The 18,066-nt window shown below is 36.5% G+C and carries 18 protein-coding genes; 5 read left to right on the forward strand and 13 right to left on the reverse strand.

Going from position 1 to position 18,066, the window contains the following annotated elements; all coding sequences use genetic code 11:
* Nucleotides 1-7 precede the first annotated feature (7 nt).
* The 13 genes from pseI to BLS35_RS03540 all read right to left on the reverse strand — a co-directional run bounded on the left by pseI (nt 8) and on the right by BLS35_RS03540 (nt 14,143).
* Nucleotides 8-1,048 (reverse strand): pseudaminic acid synthase, encoded by a 1,041-nt coding sequence (pseI, locus tag BLS35_RS03485; RefSeq protein ID WP_090777841.1) that lies wholly within the window; start codon nt 1,046-1,048, stop codon nt 8-10.
* Between the two features lie 3 nt (nt 1,049-1,051).
* A complete protein-coding gene (locus tag BLS35_RS03490) occupies nt 1,052-1,762 on the reverse strand; it encodes a PIG-L deacetylase family protein (RefSeq protein WP_090777843.1) in 711 nt (236 codons plus the stop codon).
* On the reverse strand, nt 1,740-2,411 hold the full coding sequence (locus BLS35_RS03495) for a formyl transferase (protein ID WP_090777845.1): 672 nt from the start codon (nt 2,409-2,411) through the stop codon (nt 1,740-1,742). The genes BLS35_RS03490 and BLS35_RS03495 overlap by 23 nt, the downstream gene beginning before the upstream one ends.
* A complete protein-coding gene (gene pseG / locus BLS35_RS03500; protein WP_090777847.1) occupies nt 2,411-3,850 on the reverse strand; it encodes a UDP-2,4-diacetamido-2,4,6-trideoxy-beta-L-altropyranose hydrolase in 1,440 nt (479 codons plus the stop codon). Before pseG ends, BLS35_RS03495 begins: the two co-directional genes overlap by 1 nt.
* Nucleotides 3,851-3,855: 5 nt before the next feature.
* A complete protein-coding gene (locus tag BLS35_RS28020) occupies nt 3,856-5,163 on the reverse strand; it encodes an aminotransferase class III-fold pyridoxal phosphate-dependent enzyme (RefSeq protein WP_207909156.1) in 1,308 nt (435 codons plus the stop codon).
* Between the two features lie 3 nt (nt 5,164-5,166).
* Nucleotides 5,167-5,928: a cytidylyltransferase domain-containing protein gene (locus BLS35_RS28025; RefSeq protein WP_207909155.1), complete on the reverse strand. Its 762-nt coding sequence runs from the start codon at nt 5,926-5,928 to the stop codon at nt 5,167-5,169.
* Nucleotides 5,916-6,791: an aldo/keto reductase gene (locus BLS35_RS03510; protein ID WP_090777848.1), complete on the reverse strand. Its 876-nt coding sequence runs from the start codon at nt 6,789-6,791 to the stop codon at nt 5,916-5,918. Before BLS35_RS03510 ends, BLS35_RS28025 begins: the two co-directional genes overlap by 13 nt.
* Nucleotides 6,775-7,449, reverse strand: a complete 675-nt coding sequence (locus tag BLS35_RS03515) for a class I SAM-dependent methyltransferase (RefSeq protein WP_090777850.1) — start codon at nt 7,447-7,449, stop codon at nt 6,775-6,777. The genes BLS35_RS03510 and BLS35_RS03515 overlap by 17 nt, the downstream gene beginning before the upstream one ends.
* Nucleotides 7,439-8,632, reverse strand: a complete 1,194-nt coding sequence (gene pseC / locus BLS35_RS03520; RefSeq protein ID WP_090777852.1) for a UDP-4-amino-4,6-dideoxy-N-acetyl-beta-L-altrosamine transaminase — start codon at nt 8,630-8,632, stop codon at nt 7,439-7,441. The genes BLS35_RS03515 and pseC overlap by 11 nt, the downstream gene beginning before the upstream one ends.
* Nucleotides 8,632-9,648, reverse strand: coding sequence for a UDP-N-acetylglucosamine 4,6-dehydratase (inverting) (gene pseB, locus BLS35_RS03525; protein ID WP_090777854.1), 1,017 nt, complete (start codon nt 9,646-9,648; stop codon nt 8,632-8,634). Before pseB ends, pseC begins: the two co-directional genes overlap by 1 nt.
* Nucleotides 9,648-10,751, reverse strand: coding sequence for a Wzz/FepE/Etk N-terminal domain-containing protein (locus BLS35_RS03530; protein ID WP_090777856.1), 1,104 nt, complete (start codon nt 10,749-10,751; stop codon nt 9,648-9,650). Before BLS35_RS03530 ends, pseB begins: the two co-directional genes overlap by 1 nt.
* A gap of 26 nt (nt 10,752-10,777) precedes the next feature.
* The gene (locus BLS35_RS03535) at nt 10,778-13,252 is read right to left on the reverse strand and encodes an SLBB domain-containing protein (protein ID WP_090777858.1); all 2,475 of its coding nucleotides are present in this window, start codon (nt 13,250-13,252) and stop codon (nt 10,778-10,780) included.
* A gap of 195 nt (nt 13,253-13,447) precedes the next feature.
* A complete protein-coding gene (locus tag BLS35_RS03540) occupies nt 13,448-14,143 on the reverse strand; it encodes a hypothetical protein (protein WP_090777860.1) in 696 nt (231 codons plus the stop codon).
* A 230-nt stretch (nt 14,144-14,373) separates the two neighbouring features.
* On the opposite strand from BLS35_RS03540, the gene BLS35_RS03545 reads away from it, so the two are divergent.
* Genes BLS35_RS03545 through BLS35_RS03560 form a run of 5 tightly spaced genes read left to right on the forward strand, consistent with a single transcriptional unit; the run spans nt 14,374 to nt 18,066 of the window.
* Entirely contained in the window at nt 14,374-14,649 is a 276-nt protein-coding gene (locus BLS35_RS03545; RefSeq protein ID WP_165973381.1) for a PqqD family protein, read from the forward strand.
* On the forward strand, nt 14,649-15,116 hold the full coding sequence (locus tag BLS35_RS03550) for a lasso peptide biosynthesis B2 protein (RefSeq protein WP_090777863.1): 468 nt from the start codon (nt 14,649-14,651) through the stop codon (nt 15,114-15,116). Before BLS35_RS03545 ends, BLS35_RS03550 begins: the two co-directional genes overlap by 1 nt.
* Nucleotides 15,113-16,933 (forward strand): asparagine synthetase B family protein, encoded by a 1,821-nt coding sequence (locus BLS35_RS03555; protein ID WP_090777865.1) that lies wholly within the window; start codon nt 15,113-15,115, stop codon nt 16,931-16,933. Before BLS35_RS03550 ends, BLS35_RS03555 begins: the two co-directional genes overlap by 4 nt.
* Before the next feature lie 29 nt (nt 16,934-16,962).
* Nucleotides 16,963-17,115 carry a hypothetical protein gene (locus BLS35_RS27655; RefSeq protein ID WP_165973380.1) on the forward strand — a complete coding sequence of 51 codons (153 nt, stop codon included), beginning with the start codon at nt 16,963-16,965 and terminating at the stop codon, nt 17,113-17,115.
* 42 nt (nt 17,116-17,157) lie between these two features.
* Nucleotides 17,158-18,066 carry a phosphoenolpyruvate carboxykinase (ATP) gene (locus BLS35_RS03560; RefSeq protein WP_132226048.1) on the forward strand — a complete coding sequence of 303 codons (909 nt, stop codon included), beginning with the start codon at nt 17,158-17,160 and terminating at the stop codon, nt 18,064-18,066.

The following is an 18,066-nucleotide window of genomic DNA, read 5'->3' on the forward strand; positions in this document are numbered from 1 at the left end:
TATTGGGTTATTTTAAAAAAGATAAACTGAACCTCTCACCTTTTTCTAGGTCTGTATTTACCTTTTGACCTAAAATTACGTTATAATGTCTCGGATGTAAACCAAAACCAGGGCGTATTGATTTCACATTCTCCTTTGTTATTTCTTCTCCTTTCCTGATGTCTTTAACTACATATAATGATCTTGAAAACTCGCGCCCTTTAAGCTGTTTTTCGGTTAAGTTGTAGTCAACTTTTCCAATCGCTTTTTCTGCATCCCTAATGGCCTTTACCATATCGGTAAATTCTTGTTCATTCATTGAAAAAGAGGCATCTGGTCCGCCAATTGCTCGGTCAATAATAAAGTGCTTTTCAATTATCTTGGCACCAAAACATGTGGCGACCACCGGCACAGTACTGCCAATTGTATGATCAGATAGCCCACTGATTACCCCATATCTTTCTGCTAAGTCTTTTACCATAATCATATTTGCCTCCTCAATAGGAGCTGGATAACTAGATGTACATTTTAATAGTGCAATGTCATTATTTCCCATTCTCTTACAAGCTTCAACTGCTAAAGCTATATCGTCCAGCTTTGCAATACCTGTAGAGATGATGATGGGCTTTCCCTTAGAGGCTGCATATTCGATTAGCGGAATATCTGTAATTTCAAATGATGCAATTTTGTAGGCGGGCGTACCCAATTCTTCCAAAAGATCAACTGCAGTAAAATCAAACGGGGAGGAAAAGCAAATCAGCCCCTCATTTGCAGCGGCTTCAAACAATTCTTTATGCCATTCCCATGGCGTGTAGGCTTCTTGATATAACTCGTAGAAATACTTATCATCCCAAATCGTACCTTGTTTTAACTTAAAATCGTCTTTTTTTGACTCGATTGTCATCGTATCAGCGGTGTAAGTCTGTAATTTAATACAATCTGCTCCCGCCCTTTTTGCTGCTTTAATGGTATCTAAAGCATTTTGAAAGCTCCCATTATGGTTAGCTGATAATTCAGCAATAATAAATGTTGAACTATCTTTATCGATAGTATAAGATCCTATTTTCATATGTTAACTTATATTTCTAACAAGGCAAAACGCTTCAGCATAATTAATGCCATTAGCGACTCCCCATCGTTGTGCTACAATTTTTAATGCCTCAGGCGATCTTGGATGAGGATATTTTCTTTTTTCGAATTCATATGATTCCATTGCTGTAATTTTTGAATTAAGGTCCTCTTCATCCACACTAATGAAAAAATTCGGAATGAAATTTCTTGGGTCAGTTGATGCTCTCCATTCCGTACCTGACATTGTTTCAAAGGTAATGATTGTTTTGACCATTTCATGCTCCATAGGCCTACAGCAAGTCACTACTGCCTCAAACGTTTTTTGATGGTCAACATTTACATCACCACCGTGATGTGTAAAAACAACATCTGGTCCAAATTCAGCTTTCTCCTTTTCAACAACTTTAATAATATCGAGCAGCGCTACCGAATCGAATCTGTTATCAGGAAAGTCATAAATCCCCACGCTATGATACCCTATGGCTTTCTGTGCTTTATAAATATTCGACCGATGTAATTCCAATTCTTTCTCCCACAATTTTGTGTCCCTATTGTCGGATCTTGAAGTAATTCCTTCTCCAAGAATTATAACCCTAGTTGTCACATTATATTGATTGATTAATTTATGCAGCGTGGCCCCAAGGCCTAAAATTTCATCATCAGGATGGGCTACAACAATCAATATTTTTTTATTTCTTAATAATTCTAACATTTGCTAATAGTTCGTTATTTTCAGTAAGTTCAGCATTGGTAAATTCAAATTTAAGATTACCGTTGATTAAAAAAGCATGTGGATAATTTGTCGCATCTAGCATTCTGATAAAATCATAAAGTTTTTCCAATTCCTCTATTTCATAAGGTATGTAACTATCAGCAGGCTTTCTCCTGACAAAAACAGTGGGAGCCCCTTCTTGCCTAACAGGCACTATTTTTCTTTCAATGATTTCATCTATCATTGTGCTGATGACTTCTCCTGTACGCTTAAAAATCTCGCTTGCTTTCCCTTTCAGTGAAAGCTCTTTTTTCAAATAAATATCTCCTGTATCAAGCCCTTCTTCAACTTTTATTGCTGTAATTTTGGTTTCTTTATGCCCCCTAATAATGAGGTTTTGGAGCGGGCTCCCGCCTCGTCCATACGGTAAATCGGTCATATGAAATACGACACAGGTATAACGGCTGAAAATTTCTGCCGGTATAATCCAAGACCAATGCATAAAAAAAATATAGGTTGGATCAATCTTAATTATATCCCCCATATTTAACTCCTCCTTTTCCTTCAAAAGGACACCATTATATTTCAATATAATCTGCTCCTGAATCTCATTTAAAGCAGGGTTACAATTCGCAACAATGACTTTCATTAATCTCTGATTACTTTAGTGAACAAAAAATGTTTTTTTTCAGCATTATACTCCATCTGATAACCCAGTTTCTGAAAAACCTTAATAGAGGCTAAATTAGATTCTAATACAATTCCTTTAATTGTTTTCACTGGTTGGGGTGTTTGTATTATAAATTCTTCAAGTCCTTTTTTTAATAAAATAACACCCAATCCTTGACCCTGATGAGCTTCATCAATGAGATAACTAACTTCCGCTGAATCTTCTTTCCTATCAAATCGTATGGAACCAAAGATCTCTCCCTTTATTTCGCCGATAAAATAATGACACCCTCCCTGGCCAACTTTGGCAGTAAACCATTTTATATGTTGTTCTAATGCGACTGGTTCTGTATTGATAAAATATTTCCTGATTTCACTACTATTTGCCCACTGATAAGTTTTATCAAGGTCAGTAATAGTTGCTCTTCGTATCGAAATTTTACCCTCTAAATCAAATTGTCTGAAATATTTTAATAGTCTTGCCCCAGATTTTCCGTCAATCAACTGTCTGGTATTAAAACTCCCTTGTGTAAACGCCCGGTCTAATGCGCGTTTTATAGATGGCTTTGAAAAATCATCGGCACTAATAAATGCAGCTTTCTTTTTAAATCCATCGAATATATGCATTTGGTTTTCTACATACATTCCCGATACGATATGACAACCTAAACATATCGCTTCTTGAAGAATACCACTAGCTGGAACGATCACTAAATCTGATTTTTGCATTAAATCGACCATTTCCATAGCCGAAATATTGTGGTGAAGTCTAAATCTATGGTCTGTTGAAATTTGTTGATCTAAGTCGGAAAAATGTGCATATGCAGCACCGACAACTACACTGATTTCGGTAAAACGCCGATCTACTTTTAACAGATCTGTTACTTTTTGTGTTAGATTTTTGCTATCAGAACCACCAAAACAGACCAACACAGATTTGATTTTCCCCCATTGCTTTGGTATTCTCGCATTTAGTAAGAATGTTGGTCTTAACAAGGCATAATCCAAACCCAAAGCAAATTGGGTATAAAGTTGAGCTTTGTAATTAGTCGCTTGTACATGTGGAGCATGATTTATAATTAAATCTGCATAAAACTCTTTATCTGCCAAGTCGTCTATACAAACTAATCGGCAACCTCGATCCTTTATATTCTTTTGATACACAGCAGACAAATCATAATGATCTAATACGACGATATCGTCGTCAGTTAGAAGCTTTAGAAAACCCGCTTCCTGATCAATTGATACTAGCTTAAAACCCAAAGCCAATATTTCTTCACATACTTTACTTGGGATTTCCTTACTAACAAATATTAGATTAAAATCCTTATACAGCATTTGCGCCAAGGCCATGCATCTGGTTACATGACCTAAACCTAGCGCTGTATTGGCGTCTGCCCTAAAGTATATCTTTTTCACGAGATTTAATTCAATCTTTTAAACCCAGAATGACAAATTGGGCCCTCTAATAAGTTTTCAATAATGAGTTCACCCTTTTCACATTTCGAAATTACACGATAAACATCGTCCAACGCATTAAAATATGCTTCAAACTTATCATCAGTATGAGCAGTTGAAGCATAGAAACTAGTGCTCGCCAAAAACCCTTTTTTCAACATTTCTTGCGCAATGAGTGTTTTATATGCTAGTGCATTATCATTGTTAAAGCTATAAGTCGATAATGCAGGTATTCCTGCCAAAGTTATAGACAGACCATGATTTTGGGCAAGGTCAAGCCAACCTTTACGCATTTTGTTTCCAGCTGCTGTGATCACTTCCCAAGATTTCACGCTTTCCATTACTTTCAAGGTAGCCAATGCAGCTGTAGGTCCAATCCGTTCTGTCCAGAATGTGCTACTTATAAAAGTTGTTTGTGCTGCTTCCATCACTTCTTTACGGCCCACAACAGCGGTTAATGCATAACCATTTCCAATTGTTTTGCCATACATAGCTAAATCGGGTTCTACTCCATATTTTTGATAGATGCCGCCAAATGTCTCTCTGAAGCCTGAAGTACATTCATCAAAAATTAATACAATTTTGCGTTCTGTTGCTAAATCACGAACTTTTTGGAGAAAATTATCTTCTGGCCCGAAATTCCTTACCACCTCCATCTTTATAACCCCGATCTCATTGCCATTTACGATGGATAATAATTCTTCGAAATTATTGTAATGAAATGGATATACAGTATCTTTTAAGTTTTTAGGAACTCCTTTCGGACTTAGGCCTGCTAGTAGATGATTGGACAAACCATCTCCACCGTTGTGGTTAGCAGACAGATACCAATCGTGCCATCCATGATAGCCACAGATCGCAACTTTATCCCTACCAGATGCAGCACGGGCAATCCTGATTGCTATAGAATTGGCCTCACCGCCACTTCTTGCAAAGCGGACCATATCTGCCCATGGATTCATCTCAACGAGTTTCTCTGCCAGATAAACTTCTTCAGGGCAACTCAAAGTACTCATATTGCCCTTTTTCACATTTTCTAAAACGGCAGCATCTACTTCATCATTTCCATAACCCAATGTATTTGTACCAATGCCCATAATAGACATATCGATCAATTCCTTCCCGTCTAAATCCCAAATCGAGCATCCTTTAGCTTTAGAAAAATAAGATGGCCAATTTTCTGGCAAAAACATTTCAGGTCTTTTAGATAGCAACATTGTGCCTCCAGGAATTAATGTCTTTGCTTTTTTATATAGTTCTTGTCCTGTACCCATATTTTAATCATTTTTTAAGGATTTTAAAAAACCCTCATTTCTAATAATATTGCTGTTTATTTGCCCTAGGTTATTTACTATGATATGGTTTGTGTAAGATATCCAACTTTTATCTGTTCCCAAATCCGCTATTAATTTAATAATTAAATCAAAATCTCTAGGTTCGTCTACGGTCATTCTAATAGCTGAAAAATCTTCAAAACATGGAAAATTTACAGATGTAAAGAGGCTCCCCTCTTTATAGGTAGAATTAACTCTAATATAAGGGGTTACATGCTCTCTTTCTGATTTTAGTTTAGAATTTTTCCAAGCTGTTTCAAGAGCAGAAAATTTGAATACTTCTACATCCTGACCATCAGGAAAACGTTCTTCTAATACATTTGAAGCATAATCAACGTCATTTACTTGAGCAAGTTCAATAATCGCGTCTACAAGCTTAGGATCTATCAGTGGACAATCAGAAGTTGTCCTAATTACCCATTCTGGTCTAATTTCTTTAACGGCTTGATAAAAACGATCCAATACATCATCCACCGAACCGCGTGAAACATCATAGCCCCAATCGGTAGCTAAATACTGTACTTGATCGTCAGCTTGATCCACTGTCGTAGCGACAATGATTTTATCTACGTTTAAACATTTTTTTAATCGATCCAGGTGAATTTTGAGTAATTCTTGACCTTCTATTTTCAACAAGATTTTCCCAGGAAGACGCGTACTTCCCGTTCTTGCTTGTGTAATTAGTACAGTTTTTATTCTTTCCATAAAGAGGGATTTAATAAATCTGTGTTTTTGATTTGAATTTTATTAATTTCTTCCACTATTTCTTGGTCTAAATTGATTTCTGCCGACCTAAAATTTTCCAAAAGATGTTCCTTGCTATCTACTCCGATTAAAACGTGATCAATGTTTGGCTGATTGAGCGTATACCTTAATGCCAAATCTGATATGGAAATACTATTTTGAAATGATATTTGATTAAGTTGTAGTAACTCCGATTTAACATTTTGAACAACTGTATGTTGATCTTCCGGGTTTTTGAAGAAAAGACCTTGAAGAAATGCAGATCTGGAATGGACTATTTTACCATTTTTCTTAGCCAAATTCAAAATCTCATTTCTTAAATTTAAGTTATCAAACAAATTAAATGGCAATTGAATAAGATCAATATGATCATCATCAATTACTTCTGCCATTTCTTCGTTCGTGTAAATAGAAACTCCAATCAACTTAATTTTATACTTTTTCTTTAACTTCGATAAAAGCTCGCCAGCCGTCTTATTTTCTTGGTAGGTTTTAAAGGAATGAAACATTAACGCTTCAAGTGAATTCACTTTAAGCTGTGCCAAATAGTTGCTGATTTTATTTTCTATATGATCATCTAAATGATGTGGCAATTTAGTAATGATCTTAAAAATTTTGTCCGGATGCGCATCGTGGAAATGTCCAATTACATCGTGTGCATTTCCATATGCTTCTGCTGTATCGAGTATTCGAATTCCTAAATGATATGCTGTTTTTAAAATTTCGTTTACAGCGCTTTGATCTAATTTGCCAACCGTGTTATTAATTCCGTAATTGAGACCAAATTGAACTGTACCTAAAATTAATTTATTTGTAACTGGCATCTAAATCTTTTTTCAACAGTGATATGCTGTATTTATCATGATAATTATTTGTGGCATCCAATACTTTATGAGAATGATTCCAAGTAGATTTATCTAATAGATAGTAGAGCTTGGAAGAGGTAAAGACTTCATCATAGTTCTGCTTAAAAGAATAGGCACTAAAACTGTTAATATGTTGATATGTATTTTTTAATGATGATTCTGAAAAGAAATCTACGATTATTAATATACCCCCATTTTTTAAAACCCGATCTATCTCTGAAACAACTTTGTAAAATATATTGCGATCGATTACATAGAACACAAATCCTACAATAACGACATCCAGACTATTATCTTCAAAATGAGATAAATCATCTGCACACCCATGTACAAAATTAACGTTGGGATAATTTTTTCTACCGTATTCAATGGCCTCTGTTGATGGCTCTAGTCCGAAAACCTGTGTACCGCTTATCTTTTCTTTTAATCCATTCAATCTATATCCTGCTGAACAACCTATTTCCAGAACTTTTTCCGGTTTAAGTCCATATTCAGTTATGAGAGAAATAACCCGATCTTTTTCAGGATGATAATTATCTATCACAACCTTATTTCTTTCAAACCAGGCATTTGCCTCATAAGCTAAAAAAGCTTCCTTTTGATGATTATTCTCCATAAAATTCCACTATTTTATTAATAACAAATTCCTGCTCATCAGTAGTTAGAGTAGGGTACATTGGTAGGCTAATACAATGTTTATAGTATGTTTCAGAATTTGGGAAATCATTTTCCTTCCATCCTAATTCTTTATAATAAGGCATTAGATGACAAGGAATATAATGAATTTGGGCAAAAACATGATGCATCCGCAAATAATTATATAACTCTAGCCTATTCTCTACTTCTATTATATATAAATGGTATGCATGACCTTCAAAAACACCGGATTGGCCAAGTATAAAACTCTTGCCCCGAAATGCACTTTCGTAATTAGACGCAATTACCCGCCGTCTTAATAACCCGTCATCAGCCCTATTCAACTGACTAGTTCCTAATGCAGCCTGAAAATCCGTTAAGCGATAATTGTAGCCTAACATTTGCATTTCCATATACCATCCAGGATAACTATCGTTTTTATGACCAGAGGCAAAACTAGGAGAATTTACGTATTGATCTTCATTCCTGGTTATACCATGCGTTCTTAATTGAAGCAGTTTATTATACAGTTCAATATTATTTGTCGTGATCATGCCTCCTTCACCACAAGCAATATGTTTAACAGGATGAAATGAAAATATAGCTAAATCAGCATGATTACCATTTCCACAATTTTGCTTCTCGCCTTTGGTATCAACAAAATATCCCCCTGGAGCGTGGCATGAATCTTCAATGATCCAAAGTCCGTACTCATCTGCTAATTTACGGTAGGCTTCTAAATCAACTGGCCGACCTGCAAAGTCAACAGGAATAATTCCTTTATAAGTCCCTTTTGGCGATGATTCCAACAATGCTTTAACTTTAACTATATCCAAAAGATAAGTCTGTGGATCAATATCTGAAAAAATAACATCTCCGCCACAATAACGGATACAATTGGCTGATGCAGCAAACGTTATCGGCGTTGTGATAACTTTATCTCCCTTACCAACATTTAAAGCTAAAGCGCAAAGATGCAACGCTGCAGTGCCATTCGAAACCGCAACAGCATAATTACTACCAACATATTTCGCAAATGCTTCCTCAAATTCCAGAACGTTTGGCCCTTGAGTCAAATAATCTGATTTTAAAGCTGCTATAACGACGTCGATATCATCATTTGTTATGTTTTGACGCCCGTAAGGTATTATTCTTTTATCCATCAGATCTCAAATGTATTATCAACATGTTCCCTAATCAAGGTTCTCAAGGTGTCCACACTTTCCCATTCGCTATTATTTCCTGAATTATAAGCAAATCCATTAGGAACTAGTGAAGCATTAAATCTTAGTTTAAAATCATCAATACTCCACTTGTGAGTTGCTGGCAAAATAGTATAATATTTGCCTAGATCGTAAGTATAGAAGGAGTCAGAAGGCGTAATCATCTCTTCATGAACCTTTTCTCCCGGTCTAATACCAACTGTCACCTGTTCACAATTTGGTGCAATGGCCTTAGCAACATCTGTTATTTTATAAGATGGAATTTTAGGAACAAAAATCTCTCCTCCCCATGAATTTGCTAAAGCATGCATTACCATATCAACTCCACCCTGCAAAGAAATATTGAAACGTGTCATGTTGGGATCCGTTATTGGAAGTTTTCCCTCTCCTCTTTTCTTTAAAAAAAATGGAATAACCGAACCATTTGATCCCATCACGTTTCCATAACGTACAACAGAAAATACAATGGGGCTATCGCCTTTAATATTATTTGCAGCTACGAATAATTTATCTGAAGTTAACTTTGTTGCACCATACAAATTTATTGGAGCACAGGCCTTATCAGTAGATAAAGCTACAACCCTTTGAACATTTGTTTGAAAACATGCATGAATAACGTTTTGTGCCCCCATAACATTTGTTTTAATACACTCATCAGGGTTATATTCTGCAATTGGAACATGTTTCATAGCCGCAGCATGAATAACATAATCGACTCCTTTAAATGCCCTTACTAACCTCTGCTCATCCCTTACATCTCCAATAAAAAACCTCAGTTGAGGATAGTCTCTTTCAGGATAATCTTGGGCCATTTGAAATTGTTTCTGTTCATCCCTGGAAAAAATGATTACTCTACGAACTTCAGGGTGTTTAGATAAAATTTCTTTTGTTAGTGCTTTGCCTAAAGAGCCGGTACCGCCAGTTATTAAAATACTTTTATGTTTTAAATCTAACATTAGTTTTCTTTTAAAATATGTTTGAAAATTAATTTAAGAGTGAAAAAAGCGATGACCACAAACGCAGCTAAAACGCCTCCCAAAACCACAGCTTTCAGTTTACTCAACTTTTCCACTGCTAAAGGAAAAACTGGATAATCAATAACCTGGATTAAAGGTGTTTCCTTATGTAAGGAAATTTTTGAAAGTTCCAGATTTTTGACTAATTCTGCAAGAATTGTTTTATTTGTTTCTGCGTTAAATTGAGACTGTTGAATAGGTGCCACACGTTGAACTTGTCTGGTAGGGTTTAAATTGGGGGTAGCATCCGAAACGGCAGCAGCTTTATTGATTGCACCATTCATTACTCCCCTCACAGAATCCGTTTTTTCTTGTAGAATCAGGACGTTCTCAATTGACTTCTTAGTCTTTGTCTGGACATAAAAATCGTTTACATTTTTTACAATCTGATCATTAAAATCTTTAGCAAATGATTCATCTGGAGCCTTAACTTCAGCTTTAATTATACTAAGTTTCTTATCTGGTTTTCCAACAACCAAGTACTTTTCTCCAATTTCTTTAATAATTGTTAAGAGTACACTATCTTGTAATCGGGTAAAATTCAAAGCAAATGAATCCAGGCCTATTTTTTTAAATTCAATTGATTTTAAATCTGGCTTATCTTTCCATTTGTCTCTAAGCTTGTTCATATCAATATATCTATTGATCAGCAATTGCTTCTTCCCTTGATAATCAATTTCAGTGAACAATGTCTTAGCAATCATCGTGCGCGATTTATATAGTTCAAGAATATTATCTCCCTGAAAAATACCTCCGCCACCACCTACATCTATTCCAACCATAGAAGCTAATCCTCCGAGACTGCCCAAAGCACTAGAGCCAGCACCAGAATCTTCCAAAACAAATGTAGTTGTCGCTGTATAAACCGGCTTTTTAAGATACGCAAAAACGAATCCTAACACGCCTCCTACAATTCCAATAAAAATAATTATTAGCCATTTAGATAACAAATATTTATACCACTCACGAAGATTAAAAAAAAGTTGTTTTAAGGAAATCTCATCTGAATTAGTGGATCTCTTATTTGTTTCTTCCGAAGTCATTTACTTATAAGTCTGTATAAAAAGTATTATCTCAATAAACTAACAATAATTGCTCCCAAAGATGCAATTGCGGTGCCTAATCCAATCCAACTTTGTGCGGTCATTTTCTCCCTTTCCGCCCTCTTCGGTACCAGAATTTCCGCTCCGGGTTTCACTTTTGGAAAATTGTTAAAAAATAAAAATTTACTCCCCGCCTCAACAGATCCGTTAGCATACTTTATATATGCGCCCCTTTTTAGGGCATTTGATGTAAAGCCTCCTGCACCATTCACATATTGTTTAAAACTTTTGCCAGGCAAAAATACTATGCTATTTGGGTTTAAAACTTCACCTGTAACCTTGACTGTCTGTAATTGTCTTGGGACTCTTATTACATCACCATCTTCAACAATCAAATCATATTTAGAATGCGGTTTATGTAAAATCTGATCTAAACTAATCCCAACCAAGTCAGATTGGATTAAATTCTGCTCTACCTCTGCTTTAACAGTATCTTTAACTCCCGCTTCCTGTGCTCTTTTTAAATTTAAAAGTTTCTTATTTTCCTCTTCTTTATTGTCGATCGCATTCTTATCTTTCGGATTTACTTTTTCTGCCCCAGGCCGTTTCAACGAAGCGCCCTCTGCATAAGCGTAAGGTGTTAATCCCCCTGCTCTTTTAATCACATCAGAAATCCGCTCATCCTTAGAAGTTATCGTATAAAGACCTGGATACAACACCTCGCCTTCTAATTTAATCTGCTTCTGTGTGGAATAACCAGCCGAATTACGCACCGTAACAATATCAAAAGGCTTTAGTATAAAATCATTATCCTCCAGTTTTAACTGCGGATCGATGTTCACAGTAAACAACTCAGCAGTTATCGCCGATTTTGACAAGGAATCACTATTTTTCACCCTTCTTGAAATTTCAATCCGATTTGGTGTTGCACCCTCTTTAAAACCTCCTGCCATTTGTATGATATCTCCTAAAGTTATATAATCTGCGTATTCAAAAGTACCTGGAGCTCTTACTTCTCCCTGAATGCTCAACTTGTACTCATCTCTTAAATCAAACAAAGACGAAATTGTTACTTTATCTTCCCTTTGTAAGGAGATATCCTGAACCGTACCCGCAACAATTTTAGCAACATCAAACGAAATTAAACTCTGAGTATTGTCTGCATTTAAACGATTGATGTAACCACGGTTCATAAATGCGTCCTCAGTCAGTCCATCCGCTTTATTAATCAAGCCCTTAAGCGTTGCTCCTTTTTCCAATTCATAAACACCCGGACGAAAAACAGCACCTAATATTTCCACCCTATTCTGGAACCGATCTAATATTGCTTCGACTACAAACTTATCTCCATTTTTAGGCGCATAAGTACTGAAATCAGCAGCAGCAATATCCGTAATGCGGCGTTCCTTATCTGTATTTTGAAATGTTTTGATCTTAGCCGTATAAGCCTGTGTAGTAAAACCACCAGCAAAGCCAATCAGATCCTGTAAACTTTCTCCTGTAACTACCTCAAATAAAGCAGCAGTTTTCACTTCTCCCTGCATCTCCACACGTTTATCAAAAACAGGAACATTAATCACATCCTGATCTTGCAAACGAATGTTATTTTGCTGAATCCCCTTTAACAAAAAATCATAAACATCAATTGTAGAAACGACCTTATCGTTACGAACCACCTGGATTTTACGGAACGTACCATTTTGTGAGGGACCACCGGAAGCATACAAGGCATTATAAACCGTAGATAAAGACGACAGCGTATAAGTACCAGGTTTAGTCACCTGTCCCGTCATAGTTACTTTAATACTTCTGATATTACCCAAATTGATCGCCAAATTAGTCCGGCCAGAACGCAATGAAGGATAAGTCTTCCCCATCGCTGTTCTTATTTTAGAGGTCGCCTGATCTATGGATAAACCACCAACAGCAATTCGTCCAACATACTGCAAATTAATGATCCCATCGGGGCTGACAGCTAAATTGTAACTCGCTTCATTGTCACCTGTTAAATCAATCAATAACTTATCATCCGGACCAATAATATATCCCTTAGGCGTAGCCATCCTAAGGTTTGGCTCAAAAGTGATACTTCCATTTTTGAATAACTCAGATCCGAATATTTTAGGCCCAATCTCTTCATCCTTTACCTTCTTTTCATTATTTACTGCACCACCATCTGTAGTTTCACTATTTTCCCGACCGGTACTTGCAGCCTTATTCTCAGGTTCTACTTCTTTTGAAGCCCCCTGTTTACGTACCTTTTCAACACGAAGTTTCAGCTTCTCTATCTCATCCTGCTTCATCCCTTGTGCTGCAGCCATTTGTCCCAGCTGGGCTTCATTATATCCTATTGATTCTGCCTTTTTAATCATCTGCAAAATCTGGGCATCCGAAAGCTCATCAACTTTTACATTGGCATAATTAGATTGTGCAAAAACCGTTTGTGTGACCAAAACGGCAAATAGAAAAAATATTGCAGCGGTCGTTCTTTTAAAATTCATATATGATGTGAGAGGCTAATGTTTGTGTACTAAATCTTGTCCTAAAAACTTGGATTCGGCTTCGTAATTCAGAATTGAGAGGTTATCGCATAAAAAATTGGTCAACTTAACTTTCATAGGGTAGATGTAGGTTTAGTATTGCTTGCAAATATATCAATTAAATTGAATTGTGATGAAGGTATGACATAGAAGCGCTTATCTATTACCCCCTATATTCACCTGAATGCCTATAGAGACGGGGTTCAATAAAAACTCTGATTTATTATATTTAGCAAAGCCCCGGGTATTATTTACATCCAATGAAACTGTCTCTTGCCGCTCATAAAAAACAAAGAAATCCAGGCTGGCCTCTGCGAACAGTGTAACTTGAGGTATTGGATTAATCTTGAGTCCCATTACTGGTGAGGCTATAAACCCCGATTTACTAGCATCAACGCCAGTAGCTGCCAGGGATGCAGATTCAACGGCCATAGCTTGTATATTTTTAGAAACCATGGTTCCCTCAAATTTATTATATCGATACCCTATATCAAAACCAAAATACGGCTGTATCCGGGAGAAATTAAAGTTCTTTTCAAAGCCCAGCTTAAAGCTATAATCCGTCATTTTCCCATTGGCTTCTTCACAATTCAAACAATTATTTACAATTTGAACATTCTTCTTGAGGTAACTCCCGCCCAGCCTGTAACTGATCTGGTTATCGTTGAATTTTAACATTCCGCTATGGAAAGACGTTTCAGTAAATTTCCCTCCATCTTTTTGATTTAAAATTCTAGGCATCTGCATCAGGTTATAAGCCCGGACAGCAATGCTGTAATTATAGTCGCCGTTTTGCGAGAAGGCTGCGTTAGTTAGTAAAAGAGAGAGCGCGACAAGTAAACATTTTTTCATTTAATTCTCCCGTGTATATTTATTCAAAAGTATAATAATAAAATACAATTTTAATCCTCATTGCAATAACATTTATTGTGCCACAACTGATACTATAGATTTGATTTTTTACCGCTGGAAATTATGGTTTGAAATTATTATCTCATATATTTACAATGTGTTAAATAATGAAGATTCTTATTAACACATTCAAGCAATTAACGCACTTATATTTCTCAACGAAAATCACAATGAATTTTTTAGAAAAAAAGATTAAAGCATCTGAAAACAGTATAGTTCAAGAAATGGGTGATGGAATTGTAATCCTGAACTTAAATACCGAACGCTTTTATGAGCTCAATGAGATTGGAAAACGCTTTTGGGAACTATTAACTGATCATCAAGAGTACGATCATGCTTTTAATATACTGCAAGATGAATACGAAGTAAACGCAGTACAACTTCATGATGATATGACCCGATTAATAGAAGATCTCCTAAAGGCTGAACTTATTATTGTTTCCTAATGTATTCAGATCAGGATTTAATCAATTTGAATAAGTCTTTAAGAGCGTACGACCGAATGGTTTTCCAAACCCGTGTTCTTACGATTTTAACAGAAGCAACCCTTCGTTTTACAAGTTTAAAAACAACTGAAAAGCTGCTTTCCTTTTTCAGGAAAAATGTTCCGGCACCAGACCAACATGAAACCAGGGTAATTCTTGACAAATACACCACACTCTTTAATCAGATGAACCAATTGGCTTTTTCAAAAGGACGATGTCTATCCCAATCCCTGGTCATGCGCATGTTACTTAATAGGAAAGGTATTTCTGCCGAACTCAAAATAGGGCTGAGTCAGCATAAGGGGATCTTCGACTCCCATGCATGGTTAGAGAAAGAAGGGGTGCTTTTAAATGACCACCCATCAGTAATTGCTAATTACCTCGTTTTACCAGGCGACAAACTAAATACTATCCTTAAATTCAAATGAGCGGATTCATTGGCATAATAGCTCCCCAACTGCAAAAAGCTGATGCAGAACTTCTCGACGTATCTACACAAGCAATCGCATCCTGTTGCAATGAATACTTGGGTAATTGGAACAGTCATCAGGCTGATTTGCGATTCGGATGGCTTAAAACCTCCGAAGACACCGAAGCAGAACAACTTCCCTTTACCCTTGATGAAAATCTACGGATTGTGGGAGATGTGCGTCTGGATAACCGAACGGAACTTTTGAAAGAACTTAGTTCCTTTTTTAGTACCATCAATCATTTGACCCCTGATTCTTATCTTCTACTCTATGCCTATAAACATTGGGGCGAAAACTGTTTGCAACATATATCCGGAGACTACGCTTTTGCCATCTGGAATGAGAACAGCAGTTATCTTTTTTGTGCGCGTGATCATTTTGGCTTAATCCCCTTTTATTATACCCAACTTGACCATCGGTTTCTTTTTACAAATTTTTATAGTTCGTTGAAGGATATCCCAAATTTGATGATTGAACTGGACGATGATGTATTGCGGGACTATTTCGTGACTGGCGTAAACAAGAGTTTCGATCAAACAATCTATAAAAAGATTAGAAAACTTCCACCAGCTCATAAATTGATCTATAAGGATGGAGAAATTCAAGTCAGTCGTTATTGGAAAATCCCTACCAATATCAAACCCATCCGCTATAAAACCACGAAGGAGTATGTTAGCCATTTTTATAGGTTATTTGAGCAATCTATTAAAGATCGTACGCGAACCAATAAAGTTGGCTCCTCACTAAGCGGTGGCATGGATAGCTCGGCAATAACGGCAACTACAAAAAAGATCCTTAATGAAACCTACGGGAATGATCATACACTCATATCTTTTAATATCACGTACAATCGTCTTGTAAATGAGAATGAAGGATATTTTGGAAAGCTCATCGCGCAACATCTTAAAATACCAATTAAACAATATTTTGCTGAAGATTATATTAAAAACATTGCCGAACCTCTGACCTCCTGGATTCCTGAGCCAGCTGTCGTACAAAATGCAACGCCAGAATCCCAGATACTTGTCGATGTACAGACTTTTTCAAGTGTGTATTTGACTGGCTTTGGAGGAGACCCACTGTTTGGATATGAGCCAGGTTCGCGATGCAGACTCAGAGCTCAGGGATACTTAGTTCAGCCCTACATGGATGACTTGAAGTTTTATCAAACATTTGGTCGCTTCCCCGGGACGACACTCAGACATAAAATAATGAAATTAATAAAGAAAGCTCCCGCCGAAAAGGTCATTAGGCCTTCCTGGTTAGATCCTTCTTTCTTTCCCGAAGAAGATATCCCATTAAAAGTAAATAAAGATGGAACATCAATTTATTCCTGTTTCGCTATGACTGGGAATCCTTACTGGTCTTATTTATTTGAGACTACCCATCCAGGTTTTAGTGGTAATAAAATAAAAGTAAGGCAACCGTTTTTTTCATTAGATCTGCTACTTTTCATACTCGCAATCCCACCACATATTTTGCACCAAAAGTCTCTGCTTCGTATGGCTATGATTCCTTATCTTCCGGAGGAAATAGTGAGAAGGCAAAAAACGCTGTTGTTTGGAGCCCCACATACTCAAAACTTAAAAACACAAAAAGCACTTGGCTTACTCGAAAAGACAATACTAGCATCCCCTAATTTTTTAGCCAATAAAATTAACTCTACTATTTTACTGGCAGAAATCCGAGATCCAAATCAATTATCGAACTCCTTCAGTAACATGATAAACCTTTTGAAGGTACTATCCTGGAACCGCTATCAATCAAAAAATTAATACTAATTTTATATAAACAAATTAACACAATGAAAACAGAACAACCTACTCAGGACAACAAAAAGAACTACCAATCACCGGTATTAAAAGACCTTGGAAAAATTGGGGAAGTAACAAACACGACCAGCGCGGACTCTACTCACGCACAAGATGGTGGCGGCGGACCAAATTATTACTCTTAATTGATTGAAGAACCTGTGCATTCTGCTATAAAATTCAATCATTTGAGTGCTACAAGCTTTGTCGAACTTAAAGAAAAATTTGCATTTAACAAGCTTAAGATCAGCCCTTCTTCAGCCACTTTTGGTGAGAACATTTATTCAGGGAACACCCCCGAAAACGAGGGGTGTTTCTTGTTTGAATATCACGATAACCAAAAACCAGCGGTAAGTTTTATTATTTTATCAGGCGGTAAAAGCGTTTTCTATCACTATACAAGCACAACCTCTCAGCAATCTGTTCAAACCTTGCTTCGAGGGAATATTACCAAATTTTGTATACAAGAGCAAGGGAAATTTTGCTTACATGCATCATCAATGTGTATCCATGATCAGGTAGTTTTGTTTATCGGACAAAAAGGAGCTGGAAAATCTACGCTGGCCACCTATTTTCACCTCCAGGGACATGCTATATGGTGTGATGATTATGCGTTGCTCCGCCAGAAGGATAATTGTTTTTTTGCATTTCAAGGTGAAACATCGCTGAAGATTAATCCCGATATCGCAACTGCTCTCGCTATACCACAGAAAAATCTTAAACCAGTGTTCGATTTGCCAGCGCATTGGAAGAGAACTGCAGAATCAGACATCATCACCAATAAACATTACTTTAACCAACAAATAGCTGATGTGGAAATTCTTCCCAGAAAAGTTGCAGCAATATTCTTCATCAACAAAAGAGTACCAAAGCCAGCAAACCTGATCAGTATAAGGAAAAAATCAGATGCACTTTCTGTACTGATGGATGAAATATTACTTCCAGGAATTAATTCCAAACAGTACCTAAAGCTTTATTTTCAATCAGCGACGAGGTTTCTGGACATTGTACCATCCTATACCATACACGCTCCAGATAACATCAGCCGAATCCATGAAGTTTACGATTCAGTACTTGAAACTATAAAAACATCCTAG

Source organism: Pedobacter sp. ok626, assembly GCF_900100435.1.
Classification (GTDB): domain Bacteria; phylum Bacteroidota; class Bacteroidia; order Sphingobacteriales; family Sphingobacteriaceae; genus Pedobacter.

Excerpts from the sequence above, each read along its gene's own strand:
- BLS35_RS03535 (WP_090777858.1), bottom strand. The coding sequence starts at position 13,252 with ATGAATTTTAAAAGAACGACCGCTGCAATATTTTTTCTATTTGCCGTT.
- BLS35_RS03515 (WP_090777850.1), bottom strand. The coding sequence starts at position 7,449 with ATGGAGAATAATCATCAAAAGGAAGCTTTTTTAGCTTATGAGGCAAAT.
- BLS35_RS27655 (WP_165973380.1), top strand. The coding sequence starts at position 16,963 with ATGAAAACAGAACAACCTACTCAGGACAACAAAAAGAACTACCAATCA.
- BLS35_RS03555 (WP_090777865.1), top strand. The coding sequence starts at position 15,113 with ATGAGCGGATTCATTGGCATAATAGCTCCCCAACTGCAAAAAGCTGAT.
- BLS35_RS03510 (WP_090777848.1), bottom strand. The coding sequence starts at position 6,791 with ATGCCAGTTACAAATAAATTAATTTTAGGTACAGTTCAATTTGGTCTC.
- pseC (WP_090777852.1), bottom strand. The coding sequence starts at position 8,632 with ATGGATAAAAGAATAATACCTTACGGGCGTCAAAACATAACAAATGAT.
- BLS35_RS28025 (WP_207909155.1), bottom strand. The coding sequence starts at position 5,928 with ATGGAAAGAATAAAAACTGTACTAATTACACAAGCAAGAACGGGAAGT.
- BLS35_RS03495 (WP_090777845.1), bottom strand. The coding sequence starts at position 2,411 with ATGAAAGTCATTGTTGCGAATTGTAACCCTGCTTTAAATGAGATTCAG.
- BLS35_RS03545 (WP_165973381.1), top strand. The coding sequence starts at position 14,374 with ATGAATTTTTTAGAAAAAAAGATTAAAGCATCTGAAAACAGTATAGTT.
- BLS35_RS03530 (WP_090777856.1), bottom strand. The coding sequence starts at position 10,751 with ATGACTTCGGAAGAAACAAATAAGAGATCCACTAATTCAGATGAGATT.
- BLS35_RS03550 (WP_090777863.1), top strand. The coding sequence starts at position 14,649 with ATGTATTCAGATCAGGATTTAATCAATTTGAATAAGTCTTTAAGAGCG.
- BLS35_RS03490 (WP_090777843.1), bottom strand. The coding sequence starts at position 1,762 with ATGTTAGAATTATTAAGAAATAAAAAAATATTGATTGTTGTAGCCCAT.
- BLS35_RS28020 (WP_207909156.1), bottom strand. The coding sequence starts at position 5,163 with ATGGGTACAGGACAAGAACTATATAAAAAAGCAAAGACATTAATTCCT.
- BLS35_RS03540 (WP_090777860.1), bottom strand. The coding sequence starts at position 14,143 with ATGAAAAAATGTTTACTTGTCGCGCTCTCTCTTTTACTAACTAACGCA.
- pseI (WP_090777841.1), bottom strand. The coding sequence starts at position 1,048 with ATGAAAATAGGATCTTATACTATCGATAAAGATAGTTCAACATTTATT.
- pseB (WP_090777854.1), bottom strand. The coding sequence starts at position 9,648 with ATGTTAGATTTAAAACATAAAAGTATTTTAATAACTGGCGGTACCGGC.